Annotated in this window: 24 protein-coding genes and 1 tRNA gene; 23 read left to right on the plus strand and 2 right to left on the minus strand. The window is 39.9% G+C overall.

What is annotated here, in order from left to right; translation table 11 throughout:
- From K6D58_RS07925 to K6D58_RS07945, 5 genes are all read left to right on the plus strand, one after another.
- A partial coding sequence (locus K6D58_RS07925; RefSeq protein WP_296829428.1) for a tetratricopeptide repeat protein occupies window positions 1–805 on the plus strand: 805 nt, incomplete at its 5' end.
- A gap of 34 nt (window positions 806–839) precedes the next feature.
- Window positions 840–1,646: a hypothetical protein gene (locus K6D58_RS07930; RefSeq protein WP_296829431.1), complete on the plus strand. Its 807-nt coding sequence runs from the start codon at window positions 840–842 to the stop codon at window positions 1,644–1,646.
- A 63-nt stretch (window positions 1,647–1,709) separates the two neighbouring features.
- A tRNA-Arg gene (locus K6D58_RS07935) sits at window positions 1,710–1,784 on the plus strand.
- Between the two features lie 145 nt (window positions 1,785–1,929).
- A complete protein-coding gene (locus tag K6D58_RS07940) occupies window positions 1,930–3,216 on the plus strand; it encodes a tyrosine-type recombinase/integrase (RefSeq protein WP_296829433.1) in 1,287 nt (428 codons plus the stop codon).
- 160 nt (window positions 3,217–3,376) lie between these two features.
- Window positions 3,377–3,754 (plus strand): RusA family crossover junction endodeoxyribonuclease, encoded by a 378-nt coding sequence (locus K6D58_RS07945; RefSeq protein ID WP_296829436.1) that lies wholly within the window; start codon window positions 3,377–3,379, stop codon window positions 3,752–3,754.
- Here the strand turns inward: K6D58_RS07945 and K6D58_RS07950 are convergent.
- Window positions 3,749–4,234: a pepsin/retropepsin-like aspartic protease family protein gene (locus K6D58_RS07950; RefSeq protein WP_296829437.1), complete on the minus strand. Its 486-nt coding sequence runs from the start codon at window positions 4,232–4,234 to the stop codon at window positions 3,749–3,751. The genes K6D58_RS07945 and K6D58_RS07950 overlap by 6 nt on opposite strands.
- 4 nt (window positions 4,235–4,238) lie before the next feature.
- Window positions 4,239–4,574 (minus strand): helix-turn-helix domain-containing protein, encoded by a 336-nt coding sequence (locus tag K6D58_RS07955; protein ID WP_296829439.1) that lies wholly within the window; start codon window positions 4,572–4,574, stop codon window positions 4,239–4,241.
- A gap of 489 nt (window positions 4,575–5,063) precedes the next feature.
- On the opposite strand from K6D58_RS07955, the gene K6D58_RS07960 reads away from it, so the two are divergent.
- The 18 genes from K6D58_RS07960 to K6D58_RS08045 all read left to right on the plus strand — a co-directional run.
- Window positions 5,064–5,246, plus strand: coding sequence for a hypothetical protein (locus K6D58_RS07960; RefSeq protein WP_296829441.1), 183 nt, complete (start codon window positions 5,064–5,066; stop codon window positions 5,244–5,246).
- A complete protein-coding gene (locus K6D58_RS07965) occupies window positions 5,246–5,503 on the plus strand; it encodes a hypothetical protein (RefSeq protein WP_296829444.1) in 258 nt (85 codons plus the stop codon). The genes K6D58_RS07960 and K6D58_RS07965 overlap by 1 nt, the downstream gene beginning before the upstream one ends.
- A 17-nt stretch (window positions 5,504–5,520) precedes the next feature.
- Window positions 5,521–5,991 (plus strand): hypothetical protein, encoded by a 471-nt coding sequence (locus K6D58_RS07970; RefSeq protein ID WP_296829446.1) that lies wholly within the window; start codon window positions 5,521–5,523, stop codon window positions 5,989–5,991.
- The gene (locus K6D58_RS07975) at window positions 5,991–6,503 is read left to right on the plus strand and encodes a hypothetical protein (protein WP_296829449.1); all 513 of its coding nucleotides are present in this window, start codon (window positions 5,991–5,993) and stop codon (window positions 6,501–6,503) included. The genes K6D58_RS07970 and K6D58_RS07975 overlap by 1 nt, the downstream gene beginning before the upstream one ends.
- 9 nt (window positions 6,504–6,512) lie before the next feature.
- A complete protein-coding gene (locus tag K6D58_RS07980; protein WP_296829452.1) occupies window positions 6,513–7,499 on the plus strand; it encodes a hypothetical protein in 987 nt (328 codons plus the stop codon).
- Window positions 7,489–8,070: a hypothetical protein gene (locus tag K6D58_RS07985; protein ID WP_296829455.1), complete on the plus strand. Its 582-nt coding sequence runs from the start codon at window positions 7,489–7,491 to the stop codon at window positions 8,068–8,070. The genes K6D58_RS07980 and K6D58_RS07985 overlap by 11 nt, the downstream gene beginning before the upstream one ends.
- A complete protein-coding gene (locus K6D58_RS07990; protein ID WP_296829458.1) occupies window positions 8,070–8,432 on the plus strand; it encodes an HNH endonuclease in 363 nt (120 codons plus the stop codon). The genes K6D58_RS07985 and K6D58_RS07990 overlap by 1 nt, the downstream gene beginning before the upstream one ends.
- Before the next feature lie 117 nt (window positions 8,433–8,549).
- Window positions 8,550–9,047 carry a hypothetical protein gene (locus K6D58_RS07995; protein ID WP_296829461.1) on the plus strand — a complete coding sequence of 166 codons (498 nt, stop codon included), beginning with the start codon at window positions 8,550–8,552 and terminating at the stop codon, window positions 9,045–9,047.
- Window positions 9,048–9,150: 103 nt separating this feature from the next.
- The gene (locus tag K6D58_RS08000; protein ID WP_296829462.1) at window positions 9,151–9,279 is read left to right on the plus strand and encodes a hypothetical protein; all 129 of its coding nucleotides are present in this window, start codon (window positions 9,151–9,153) and stop codon (window positions 9,277–9,279) included.
- A complete protein-coding gene (locus tag K6D58_RS08005) occupies window positions 9,263–9,643 on the plus strand; it encodes a hypothetical protein (RefSeq protein WP_296829465.1) in 381 nt (126 codons plus the stop codon). The genes K6D58_RS08000 and K6D58_RS08005 overlap by 17 nt, the downstream gene beginning before the upstream one ends.
- Before the next feature lie 10 nt (window positions 9,644–9,653).
- The gene (locus K6D58_RS08010) at window positions 9,654–9,890 is read left to right on the plus strand and encodes a hypothetical protein (RefSeq protein WP_296829469.1); all 237 of its coding nucleotides are present in this window, start codon (window positions 9,654–9,656) and stop codon (window positions 9,888–9,890) included.
- Entirely contained in the window at window positions 9,887–10,657 is a 771-nt protein-coding gene (locus tag K6D58_RS08015; protein WP_296829472.1) for a hypothetical protein, read from the plus strand. Before K6D58_RS08010 ends, K6D58_RS08015 begins: the two co-directional genes overlap by 4 nt.
- The gene (locus K6D58_RS08020; RefSeq protein ID WP_296829474.1) at window positions 10,648–10,878 is read left to right on the plus strand and encodes a hypothetical protein; all 231 of its coding nucleotides are present in this window, start codon (window positions 10,648–10,650) and stop codon (window positions 10,876–10,878) included. The genes K6D58_RS08015 and K6D58_RS08020 overlap by 10 nt, the downstream gene beginning before the upstream one ends.
- On the plus strand, window positions 10,872–11,294 hold the full coding sequence (locus K6D58_RS08025) for a hypothetical protein (protein ID WP_296829477.1): 423 nt from the start codon (window positions 10,872–10,874) through the stop codon (window positions 11,292–11,294). The genes K6D58_RS08020 and K6D58_RS08025 overlap by 7 nt, the downstream gene beginning before the upstream one ends.
- On the plus strand, window positions 11,281–11,790 hold the full coding sequence (locus tag K6D58_RS08030; RefSeq protein ID WP_296829479.1) for a hypothetical protein: 510 nt from the start codon (window positions 11,281–11,283) through the stop codon (window positions 11,788–11,790). The genes K6D58_RS08025 and K6D58_RS08030 overlap by 14 nt, the downstream gene beginning before the upstream one ends.
- Window positions 11,787–12,074, plus strand: coding sequence for a hypothetical protein (locus tag K6D58_RS08035; RefSeq protein ID WP_296829481.1), 288 nt, complete (start codon window positions 11,787–11,789; stop codon window positions 12,072–12,074). Before K6D58_RS08030 ends, K6D58_RS08035 begins: the two co-directional genes overlap by 4 nt.
- Complete coding sequence (locus tag K6D58_RS08040; RefSeq protein ID WP_296829485.1) at window positions 12,067–12,330, plus strand: hypothetical protein; 264 nt, start codon at window positions 12,067–12,069, stop codon at window positions 12,328–12,330. Before K6D58_RS08035 ends, K6D58_RS08040 begins: the two co-directional genes overlap by 8 nt.
- Window positions 12,327–12,949 (plus strand): hypothetical protein (locus tag K6D58_RS08045; protein ID WP_296829488.1); only part of this gene is annotated, 623 nt, incomplete at its 3' end. The genes K6D58_RS08040 and K6D58_RS08045, both read left to right, overlap by 4 nt.

The raw sequence follows: 12,949 nt of genomic DNA on the forward strand, positions 1-12,949 counted from the left end.
TGAAACAGTTCTTACTCTTAAGAAATCTAAGAAAGAAAATACAGGGGATTCAGCTCAGAAAGTTGAATCATTCATTACAAAGTATCGTAAAATTATCCTTACAGTATTCATTATTCTTGTTGCTGCAGCCGTAGCTGTTTGTGCAGTTGTTCTTGTTAATAACAAGCTTAAGAATGATAATCTCAGTGCAATTTATACAATTGAACAGTCTTATATTGACGAAGTTGCTGCCGTAGAAGAAAAATATTCTGCAGAAGCAAAGGAAAGCTCAGAAACTGCCGAAGCAGAAGAAACAGAAGAAACAGAAGAAAAAGCTGTTGAACTTACAGAAGAAGAGAAGGCTGCTAAAAAAGCAGAAAAGGATGCTGCTGTTGCTAAGGCAATTAAAGCTCTTGGTTCATATGTTTCTAAATCTGGTGTAGCTGGTGTTCGTGCCAACATGCTTGCAGCTGGTATTTATTATGATGCTGGTGATTTTGTAAGTGCTCAGGACTGCTATCTTGCTGCAGCTTCAAAAGATAAAAAAGCTTACACTTATCCTGTATGCTACTCAAATGCAGCTTCATGTGCCATTGAACTTGGTAACTATAAGGATGCAGCTTCTTATTTTGAAACAGCAGCTTCAGTTAAGGGATATCTTCTTGCTTCTCATGATCTTTTCCGTTATGGAATGGCAATGGAACTTGCAGAAGATTATAAGGCTGCAGCTAAGATTTACCAGAAAGTAGTTGATACTTACAATGATGACTGGGCAAATTTAGCACAGACATGTCTTATTAAACTTTCTTCTTCAGGTAAGAATTAAGTTTTAAATAATAATCTTGTTTTATAATAGTCCTATGAAAATAACAGGAAGATTTGTAACAGCAATAGTTTCCCTGATTTTTTCTGCAGGACTATTTTTTTTGTCTTCATGTGGTCTTGAAACTTATTATTACCTTGATCCACCTGAGACTGTTCATGAAGCCATTTATTCTTCTTCTGATCCCCTTCAGTTTTATTTTTCATTCAGGACAACAGAAGGCGGGGATAACAATGTTGACCAGGGAACCTTTCAGTTCTTAGGTACTTATATTTACTATAAAATCTATAATAATTATTCTGATATGGTCAGCAGGGAATCTACCATTGCCACATTAAACAGCAGTACTAATTATACCGCCGCAGCTGAATATGTAATTACAAAGTATTCTTATCAGCCCCTGGGTTTTAGTGCAGGAAGTTACGACCCTACAATAGAAAGCTCCGGCAGCAGCCGTTATGTTTACGTAAGGTTAAGCGATTATGGTGATGAAGAAGCTTATCAGAGTGCAATTTGTGTGGGAGATACATCCTTAACAAGTTACGACAGTACTTATGCCGTTAACCTTTCGGACGGAACTGTTGTTCTTCCAAAAAGGACAGACGGAGCATCTGTAAAGCATGGTTTTAATTTTAATGCTAATGATACATCTTCTGATGAAAATCCACTTCCTGTAAGCGGAGATCCTGATCTTTATCTTAATTCGTCTGCCTCTTCTGATGGCACCTGGTATGTAGATATGTATGCAATTTCTGTTGGACAGGATGAAACTTTTTCTCCGTCCTACAGTCAGGTTGCCTTTCTTGGATCTGTTTCAATTTACGAAAGCGATTATACTGATTAGTTTAGTTAATTTTTGCATTTAGCTATTGAAACAAAAATTTGTTTGTAGTATTATCTTTGTTATGGCACTTTAGCTCAGCTGGATTAGAGCATCTGCCTTCTAAGCAGAGGGTCGCCTGTTCGAGCCAGGCAAGTGTCAAACATAACAACACTCTCTATCTAAGCGGATTTAGAGCGGTTTTCCTTATTCCATGCGGACACATGCGAAGCGAGAAAACAGGCACATAAATGCGGATTGTGGCATTGTTGTCACATCCCATTTGTGATGTCAAAAGAGGCTTCACATGAACGATTTCCCATTTTACCTGTACAGACGCAAGACGTCTCCCTTCTGGTCAGTCCGTTTTAAGCTTGAAAGCGGCTGCTACACTAGCGGAAAAAGCACAAAAAAAACAGACAAAACTGAAGCAGAAAAAATTGCTTTTCAGTGGCTTATCTCCGGTGAATACAAAGAATCAGCTAAGGCTAGCCGGACTAAAAAGTTTAAGAACGACATAAGAAAACTTGATATTGGTGATGATGATCTGCTTTATGTACTGCAGGAACTCCAGCGCCGTAATATTGTTTCTAAGATTATCATAAATGATGCCCCGGACTCTGTAGATGCACTGCAATTTGTGCGCGACTTCTGGGACTGGGATAAATCGCCTTACGTTGCAGAAAAGCTGAGACAGGGTCATTCAATACACATGACCCATGTAAAAAACATGAAGCTCTTTATTGAGCGCTATTGGAGCGGTTTTCTTACAGATAAAAAGCTGGGCGAAATAACGCGCAAGGATATAGAATCTCAGGTCCTTTCCCTTGCCATGCTTGAAAAAGCCCCGCACTCGAAAAATCAGATTCTGCGCAGTTTATTGACGCCTTTAAAATGGGCTGCAAATCACGAAATAATCACTAAAGACATTACTCACGGAATCGTTTTTTTTGCCGGCAAGTATAAAGAGCGGCGGATTCTTACTCCTGAGCTTGCACACGCTCTTTTCAGTGTAAAATGGAGTGATGAACGGGCGCGCCTTGCCAACCTTGTAGCCATGCTTACAGGGATGAGGGCAGGCGAAATAAGGGCCTTACAGCTCAGGGACTTAGGGCAGAACTGTATCTACATCCGCCATTCCTGGAACGACGATGAAGGGCTTAAATGTCCTAAGAATGGAGAAGAAAGGCTTGTACAGTTTCCTTTTCCTGACATCATGGAAGATCTAAAAGATTTATACTATCGGAATCCGTACGAGCCAAATGTGAACGGGCTTGAAGGGTTCATATTTTGGTCTACACTGGCTAATCAGCCGATTGACCAGGATATTTTTGTAAAGCATTTAAGGCGAATGCTTGTAAAGATAGGATTGTCTGAAGAATCGGCTAAGACCTATACATTCCATGCCTGGAGACACTTCTTTACTACATATATGTCTACAAAAGTAGACACTAAGCTATTACAGATGCAGACAGGCCATAAGACTAAGGCCATGCTTGAGCACTACGCAGCGCATCAGACACCTACTGATTATTCTGCAATTCAGCAGGCACAAAAAGAAGTTTTTGCGACAGTTTTCGGGATAGAGCAGTAAAACCCTCTGCTTCGGCAGCCAAGGGTATACAATTTTTTACTTCCATTATGTATAGTATTGTACGGGGCTATTTTTAGCCCTTAAATATGACAGTTTTTACAGTGTAACATGGAGTCAGTAAGAAAACCTTACTGACTCTTTTTTTTTTGACTGTACTGTTATGAACTACTTATTCAGGCTTGACGGAGAAGTCCCATCCAAAAAAAACAGCCGTATTAACTTACAAAATCGAAAATCAATCCCCTCTAAAGCTTACCAGGAATGGCACTCTACAACCATTGCATCCTTATTTTGTCAGGCTGTAAGACAGAAGATAAAAACTCCCATCAGCGGACCTGTTACAATCTGCGTGGAATTCTGCCATAAGAATCTGCACCGTAAAGACAGTGACAACGGGCTGAGCTCTATTCTTGACGCGCTTGTAGATGCAGCCATTCTTAAGGACGATAACTGGCAGATCGTCACAAATATTATCGTCGAAAACTCTCTGTCTGTTTTAGGGGTAGCTTCCTGTAAGATTACTGTAATGGAATTATAGTTCTAAAGTCATAACAAGGGCTTGTCCGTGTCGTGAAAGTGAGAAGCCTCCGCATCGTAATAAATCCAGTCCAAGTAAAACGAGCTCATCCGCTTCTTCGATTTCCCGTTCTTCCTGAGAAGCTCTTTTCCGGATTGATTCAGCCGGAGAAGTTTCGCCAGCAAGTCTTCCCGTGATGATAACGGACATTTTGAATCCGTCAATTTCAATAATACTTTCTTCGTTCTTTTCCTGTAATATTTCAAGCTTAGCCGTACAAGGTACTGCCCTGTAGACCGCAGAATCCGCTCTAATAGTGTTTCCTGAAAACTGAATGTCTCCATTGAGGAGTCCGCACCTGTAAGCTGTGCACAGTGGTATGTAAGATAGTGAGGCTCCCGTATCAATGAGACCTCTACATTCATATCCGGCAATTCTAAGGGGTACTTCAATACTGTGTGTTGTATACGGGAATTCTTTTCTGATCCTTCCATGTTTCATACGGTCATTTCCTGTATTTCTTCTGGACCTCTACAACGGCCTTGATTGTATCGAGCCCTTCCGCATCCAGTTCTGCAATGTCCCTGAACAGCTGTGCAAGTTCCGGGGCAGGCTGACTTTCCGTTGTTCCTGTTGCCAGCCATTCTATATTTACTGAAAGGTAATGAGCGATAGTTAAAGCAGAATCAAGCGGAGGCACAGAATTACGAGTTGACCAATTTGAAATAGTATTCTGCTTTAAGCCCGTTTCGCGACACATGTCATTACGATTTTTTTTTAAATTTTTTAAACTTTCATCCATTCTCAGGACGAAGTCTGAGCCATTAACTACGACACTCATGGCAAAAACTCCTTTATAAACGTTGTTATTCCCATTTTCGGACAATATTACGGAAGAATCGAGAAAAAAATCGAAAATGTGTAAATTTTAGATTGACGAAATCCCAGAAGGGTATTATAAATAAGGTGTAAAATCCCATTTGGGAATTACAAAACCCATGTGGTAACTCCTTTTTTAACCTCTCCGTCCGGAACTACGACTCCGGGCGGAACCCAGTAAAAATTCAGTTGCTACCATGGTAGCAACAAAAGAATGAACTTGACAGTTCATTCTTTTAAGTTTCTGCCTAAAAAAAAATAAAACCGCATGTGTCCGCATGGGGTAACATCTTCTTCCGGTGTGTCAGCTTACAGGGCCCCGGAAAGAATAAAACCGGTCATATTATCTGCTTTACCTCGAAAAGTGGATATTTTGATATATTGCCGTTTTTGCGTCATCTGTTGTAAGCCTCCTGACGTAACAACGGCTTTTTTTATGGAGACATAAAACATGTCTGAACTCGAATACTTAAACAAAAGATTTGATGAATGTCAGGACAAAATGCAGGCGGCTTTTGGAAAGAATGACGCTTGTATGGCTCAGTTCTGGGCTAATGCTGGCATAGGGTTCCTTAAGCGCATGGCCCGTTACACTCCTGAACAGCTTCAGAAAGAGCATAAGGAGGCAGCCTGATGGTAGATCAGGACTTTACATGCGACTGGGACAAACTTCAAAGCCGTTACTTAAAGCGCCATGAAACTATTCTTGAGCACTTTGAAGTTCTTGCCCTGCAGAACTGCCCTTGCATCTTTTCTATCCTGCGCAAAACACACGTTGTCGCAACGGGCGCTGGCAATACCAGGAAAGAGGCTGCCAGAAACGCGCACTGCATGATAGAGCAGTTGCCGGCAAGAGAAGGGCCTTATTTCGTAAGAATAACACGTATCTAATTTAGAAGGAGATAAATATGGCATTCAGCACAGCAGGCTTTCAGCCTCAGCACGAAACCTACCTTGAAGTAGGTAAAGAGTACAGAACAAGAATCAGATCCGCTGAAATCAAGCAGTCTGTAGATAATGGTCAGATTGTGGACCAGCTTGTTATTTCTTTGGATGTATCAGGTGTAAAAAGCCCCGTACCTAACAGCTTAAGGTTCAAGTCTCGTCCTACACAGCCAGGCAAGAGTCAGGACGCATGGGACAGACGCTGGACAAGATTTAAGGAAATTTTCGGTATTGAAATGAATAACGAACAGTTTGCTTCATGGTCCGGCAAAATTGGAGAACTCATTGTAAGTGAATTCAGAGGAGCCGCTTTCTTTGACTTCCCGAGAGTTTATGCTCAGCCACTTCCACCTGTAGTAAAAGAACTTGCTGCAACAGTTGGCCCAGCTCCTGAAGCTTCAGATGGAACTTTTAATGAGGATATTCCTTTCTGATGAAGCGCTACCCAAAGAAGAATGAGCAACTCTGGTTCTTTGGGGAGTATAACAAAGAAAACTTCCCGGATTACCCAGAGCCTAAGGATGATAACGAACGTTTTATCAATTTGTGGTGTCGGTGGCAGTTCGGGAATGAGGCTAAAGCATGGGATGAGATGTGGTTACTTGTTCTTGTCCTTTGCCGAAAAGCCGCAAGGCTTGAAATAAAAAGAAAAGGGCTTCATTTCAAATCTTCGGATATTGAAGAGTTTGCCCTTGATGCAGCAGGTGAGCTTATGACCCGGCTTAAAAAATACTGGGGCTATTCTTACAAATACATAGTGACAGCCGCAGCTAAGGCCGTAAAACATCCGCTGTATCGCAACAAAAATGAGGAAATGCTTGAAAAGCAAGCCCTCGACCTGCTGAACAATGGAGAGGCTTCTTCATGGGATGAAGTAAAGCTACTCCTGGCAGAAAAAAAAGAAAAAACAAAGGAAGACCAGCTACAACTGTGGCTCCCTTTCTGAGGATAAAGTATGGACGAAAAGTTTCATTTCACAATGTTTCCTTCTTACCATGAAGCCGCAATGACGTTCTCAGGCGGAGATATGGCCGTATATGGCAGGCTTATGTACTTAGTTAATGTATACGGACTGTCCGGGGCACTTCCTGAAGATATTGAGCTTACTCCAATCGAAAAAGGATTTATGCAACTCATAACTCCAAATATAGATTCTAGCTTAAAAAAACAAAAAATCCTTACAGCTAATGGTTCAAAAGGTGGCAGACCACCAAAGAAAAACCAAACTGAAAACCAAGAAAACCAAAACGAAACCAAAGAAAAACCAACGAAAAACCAAAACGAAACCAAAGAAAAACCAACGAAAAACCAAAAAAATATTTTGTTTTTTTCGGATATGGATATGGATATGGATATGGATAAGGAAATGGATATGGACACGGACATGGATAGCGCGTGTGTGTGTGATGATCCAAAAGACTCTTTATCCCAAAATAATAATTCAGAAGGTGAATCCGTCCCTGATTACGGAGCTTTACAGCGTGACATATTCCAGATGGTCACTGAGCATAATTCAAAATCACCTCCTGAATATAAAATTCCGGTCAGTAATTCACTTGTGACATTTGCTCAGAAAGAAATCAGGGAGCTTCTGGAAGTAATGAGGGGAGAAAGTACGGACTGCATAAGGGGAACAGTGCGTAACTACATTGGTGTTGCTGAGAGTGACACGTGGAAAAAGATGTTCAGCTGGGGAGACTTTTTGAAAAATGTTGAACAGTACAAGCCGGAATATTTTTCCGGTTCCCGATTCTTGAAGAGTTCATCCGCGGTAGATCATCAATCACCTGCAGAAAGGTTCTACGCGAAAATGAAAAACAATCCGGGTTTTGATGTGGGTTTGTTTACAACGCATCAAAAAGAGTGGCTTGCAGCAGGAAAGCCAGAAGGTGAGGCTTATCTAAGCTTACAAGATGAGTGGAGGCACACAAATGCTTCTTGAGAAGCTGACAGAGTATTACGGACTTCCTGGAGAGGTGGAAGCCGGATTCATTACGGAACATCTTGAGGGATACACTCCTGAGGATGAAAAAAAATTGTACGAGGAAACCTTAGCGCAGAGAACTAAAAGGTTTGGGTTCCCTGATGTAGCTTTCTTAACAAAGCTGTTTGAAAAGTTTCCTCCTGCAAGTAAAGCAACGGGAAAAGTTCTGTGGTGGAACGTCTGCGAGAATTGTGGGTGTGAGTACATGGGGAACCTGACCTGTTGTCCAAGATGCTGGAGAAACGGTTACACCTGCAGACAGGTAAGAGTACGTAAGGGGTATTCAATCCCGGATACTGTAGTCCGACTGAATAAGCCTTATACTTCCAGCTTCAAAGATGATCCGTCTTGTTACGACTGCGTACATTGTGGGTCACATTACTGCAGGTTCTTTGGCCGCCCTGAACATGATTGCAAGCAAAGGAATGAATGTCCCTGCAATCATTGCTGCATGAAGGCGGTTAGTGAAGCAAGGGAGTCACAGTACGAAGTAAAGACTGTAACTGTGAAACCAAGGAAGGTCAGCTGATGATCGTTAAGCAATGCAGTGTTCCTAACTGTAATGAATATTGCGTTCCTGGTTCTTCATTCTGCGCTAAACACAAAGCAGAAAGCGACAAGAGAAGAGCAGCAAGAAAACCTTTTGAGAACGCAAAAAGAACCGCGGATTACTCAAATCCAGCATGGAGAAAATTAAAGACTGTGTTATTAAAAGACGCGTATTGCGCTTATTGTGGGTCAAGGGAGAACTTACAGGTTCATCACATAAAGCCCGTCAGGGAACATCCAGAACTGTTCCTTGTGAAAGAGAACTGCATGGTTCTTTGTCGGTCTTGTCATGCTGTTGTAACGGCAAGAGAAGTACATGGTCGGAAGAAGGCTAACCGGTAGGGGGTCTTTTTTCTAGTTTTGGATCGCGAGTCATCACACACCGGAGTTTGCTCGCGAGAATGTCATTTACGGCTAACGAGCGTTAGTACGCATGAATGTGGATAAGGTTGTGGATAAATGCCAAACATCAAGAAGAGCGTAGAGCTTAAGAAGTTTCAGGGAACTTATCGTAAGGACCGTGATGCTGAAGCTGAAAAGGTTTCTGATGTTCTGAAAGCAACGTCTGTAATCCTTGATGCAAATTCCGTGAGTTGTCCTAAGACGATAACAGACAAATATTGCAGGAAGTACTGGAAGCTTCTGACTAAAAATCTTTTAAGTATAAAGGTTTTATCAGGAGCAGACATTCCACAGCTGGAGATGATGTTTGTCTATCTTCAGAAGCTCAGGGAAGTTCAGCAATACTTTCTTGCTGCAGATCCAGCTGATGAAGTGTTTGACCTGATGCAGGCCAGATACGAAAAATTAGAAAAGCGCTTTAATACAATCGCAGGAAAATATTATATAAGCCCTGCTGACAGAGCAAAGCTTAAAATAGATGAGCTTACAGCAGTAAAAGCGCAGCAGGATATTTTGAAAAATCAGTCTGCAATAGGCAGGCTGATAAATAAATAGTCGTCTTGTCCGTATGGACTGACATATATTGACCGCAGGGAATAGTCCTGCTAAATCCTTTTTTTATTATTCCTACGCGTCGCGTGGAACAAGACTACATTTTATGAATTTAGTTGCCAGCTTACAGGCGGGAATACACACTTCCAGGAACGTAATCGCTCATGTTCTTGAAAGCGAAATGTGTTATGTAAGCAACTTTTTCGAGGAGGCTTACAATGACAGAAGAATATAAAAAGACTCTTGAAGTCTTAAAATACACTTGTCCTACCTTATATGAAGGTTTGAAATCGATTACGACAATAAGAGAACTTGAAGCTTTTATGCAGTGCCAAAAACTGGCATTTGAAAATGGCTTGAAATGTTTCGTCCCAGATACAAAAGAGACTGGAAAACAAATCAAATATCTTCCTGCAAAGGTTGTAGCTGAAGCAACATCCAAAGATTATGAAACGTTAAAATCCTGGTGTGAAGTTAACGGTAAAAAGAAAAATGGCAAAGGTTTCCTTTTGTCAAAAACTGATTACATAGAATGGTGTAACTATATTGGCGCAGAAAACGCAAAAGAACTGATGCCAGTTCGCACAATAAGAGACTAAGGAGAAAGCAATGCAAAAAACAAAAGTGAATGAATTAGAAAACGTATTATTGGATCAGATAGAAAAGCTTAACGATGATTCTATTTTTGAGGATGAAACTAAGGCCAAAATACTTATCGAGAGATCTAACAGTATTGCAGATTTAGCTAATGCTTTTACCGGGCTGACCAGAACTAAGCTTGATGTTGTCAGAGAAATGAAGAGCAACGGCGGCATGTATGAAAAATATATGGGAATTGAAGAATGAAACATTTCAGGAAAATATGGAATGCAGCACTAAATAAAGCTGTTCTTGAAACAAAAGGGATGAAACGGCAGGAAGCGCTTGCTTATTTTTATTTCAAGTTTCCTGAAATGAAAGAGGAAGTTTCTGCTGTTGCTTTTTATAATCAGCGGAGCAGATTAAAGGCGGCCGACAGCACAAAGGGCTTTGCTCACAACAGAACAAAAAGACCTTTATATTCTGAACAAGTGAAAAAAGGATACGTAAGAATAAAAATTGCCCAGCCCAATGTCTGGATTAGTAAGGCTAAGTGGGTCTATATGGAGACACATCCATGGGAAGATTGTACGGAACGTTCAAATTACATCTTTCTTGATGGAAATACAAGAAACTTTCATCCGTCTAATATTGAAAGAGTTCCTTTGCGCCTTATGGCTTTATTCAGCAGCAATGGTGGTTGTGTTCCAGGTAACCCTGAAGCGACAAGGATTAACTTACTGAACGTAAAGCTTAAGAATAAAATCTTTGATGCTGGAGAGAAGTTAGGACTTGTTACTTATGCCGGTTCAGGTAAGACATATCGTTATTTCAAGAAGAAGAAAACTGAATATGCAAGAAAAAGAAATGCAGATCCAAAAGTGAAAAAAAGAAACTGCGAACTGCAGAAAAAGTACAGGGAAAAGATGAAGAGGGAGAACCCAGAAAAGTTCGAGGCTAAGAAAGCTCAGCATCGAGAATACCTTAAAACCTATTATGCAAGAAGACGGAAGGAGGCAGGCAAATGTCTTTAGCAGGAAAGGAACAGTACAGAAAAGCAGAAAAACTTTTGAAGAAAGTGCTGCAGGAAAGAGGAGAACTTACAGCAACTGAAGCCATGCACATCAGCGGAATAAAGCAGAGGAACTTTGGAAACTTTCTGGTTTCCTTTACTTTTTATTGCAACGTGTATGAATACACGAACGAAAAGAATCAGACAATTCTAGGCTTATTATTAGGGGGCAAAAAATGTTAAAAGAAGAACTTGAAAAAGAAGCAAGAGCGTATACAGACAATAAAGCAGACAAAGGCAATTATGATTATGCAGTGGGAGACAATGTTTACTTTTCTAAATCAGCCGTTGAGCATGCTTATGTAGCAGGAGCAGAGCCTAGAGAAAAGAGAATTACAGAAATTATACAAGAAGCAAATGATCGTTATAGAGCGTGTCAAAAAATTGATGATAAACAAAATAAAGAAATCCTTGATTTGAAAGTAAGAATAAAAGAACTTGAGAAAGAAAATACAGAACTGAAAACACAGATTGAAGAAATGAAAAGAGATACAAGAACAAATATTAAATGGGCAGACCAACATAAGAATAATCAGATGTACTGTAAATTGAACGCAATGATTAACCAATGGGAGATAAAAGAAAATGACAGAACTTGAGAAAGAAGCAGGAGAAAGAGCAAAAGATTATACCGACAACGCAAGACGGCAAGTAGCGTATGAGTGCGGATTTTTAGACGGAGTAGACTTTGTGTATAACAAGGCTAAAGAAGATGTAAAACACGACTTGATGATGAAATTGAAAGACGAAGGAATCATTAAGCCGTTGAAAGATAGTATTTTGCGAAATGAACGGTTGAGCAGTCAAGAACAACAGGAACTTTGTGCGTGGATAGAATGTGCTATAGATTTTGGCGAAAATCTTGATGAATGTGCAAAGGAACTCGAACTACTTAAAGCAAAAACACAATGGCACAAAGTCAGTGAACAGACACCAACAGAAGAAAAAGACTATCTTGTTAAATTAACAGACGGAACTGTTGATGTAATGAGAATTGCAATAGACGGAAATTTAGAACCTTATGTTGTAAGTTTATCTGTTGATTTTTACAGAGATATTGAAAAGTGGTGCGAGATACCAGAGAATGAAGAATGACAGAAACAGAATTAAAAGAAGAAATGGATAAAGATTTGGGGGAAATCTTTAATGTGGAAAACATCATCAACTTCCAGTTTGACTTAATGCAGAAAGCATATCTGAAAGGAATTGGAACGGGTAGGAAGATTAATTTACAGATAATAGCTGATTTAGAAAAAACTTGTGAACTGCAAAATAAAATACAAAAAGAACTGCTTAAAGAAAAGGATGAGGAAATAAGAAAGCTTAAGGAAACTATTGATGAATATGCCAGCGAACTGCAGGAACGTGAACATGACTAGAAAGAGTTATGAAGAGGAAGAATTCATAGATGATATTGGTATACATCCGAATCTTGTGAAATATCTTGATTTATTTACAAGAGTTTCTGAAATCAGAATAGACTATCTAAACTATTATACTGTTCTTACTGTAAGACTTGATAACGGAGTATGGTCATTTTTTGTATTTTATGACCGTATAGATAATCCTAATAAACAAAAAAATCATGAAAATTTAATTAAATCAGTTTTATATTATTTAGGAGAAATGAAATGAATAAGAAACTTTGGATGATGCGTATTCGTAACGTTGCAGGATTCCTTGGAATGATTCTGCCTTGGTTGTGTTTGTTTGGATTTTATATGGTGTCAAAATTTGGCACTATAGGGTTAAAAGAAACCTTCCCTGATTCTATGTCTATCACTTATTATGTGAGTCCGGTTCTTGCAATGGTCCTTACTGCTGCAAGTATTGTGCTCATGTGCTATGACGGATATGACCTTCAGGACAATCTTGTAACTACAATAAGTGGTGTATTCGGCATCCTGATTGTATTGTTCCCATGTGGTAATTCTAATGGAGTCTTTGAAGCCTTACACATCACTTCTAATGCAGGCTACTTCCAGACTCCCATCTGGGTAAATAAAATTATTCACAATACATCTGCAGGAATCTTCTTCTGTTTATTGGCTTATAATTCAATGTTTTTGTTTACTAAAGGGGACGGAAACCCAACCTTAAGGAAGAAGATCAGAAATTGTATATATAAAATCTGTGCCGTGGGGATGATTATTCCTATGTTATTTATGATTATTCCTGTTTCAATTCCGCATAAAACATTTTGGGTGGAAGCTGTAGCTCTTACATTCTTTGGGATAAGCTGGCTGACTAAAGG

The sequence above is a fragment of the Treponema sp. genome, assembly GCF_024696245.1.
Lineage (GTDB): Bacteria > Spirochaetota > Spirochaetia > Treponematales > Treponemataceae > Treponema_D.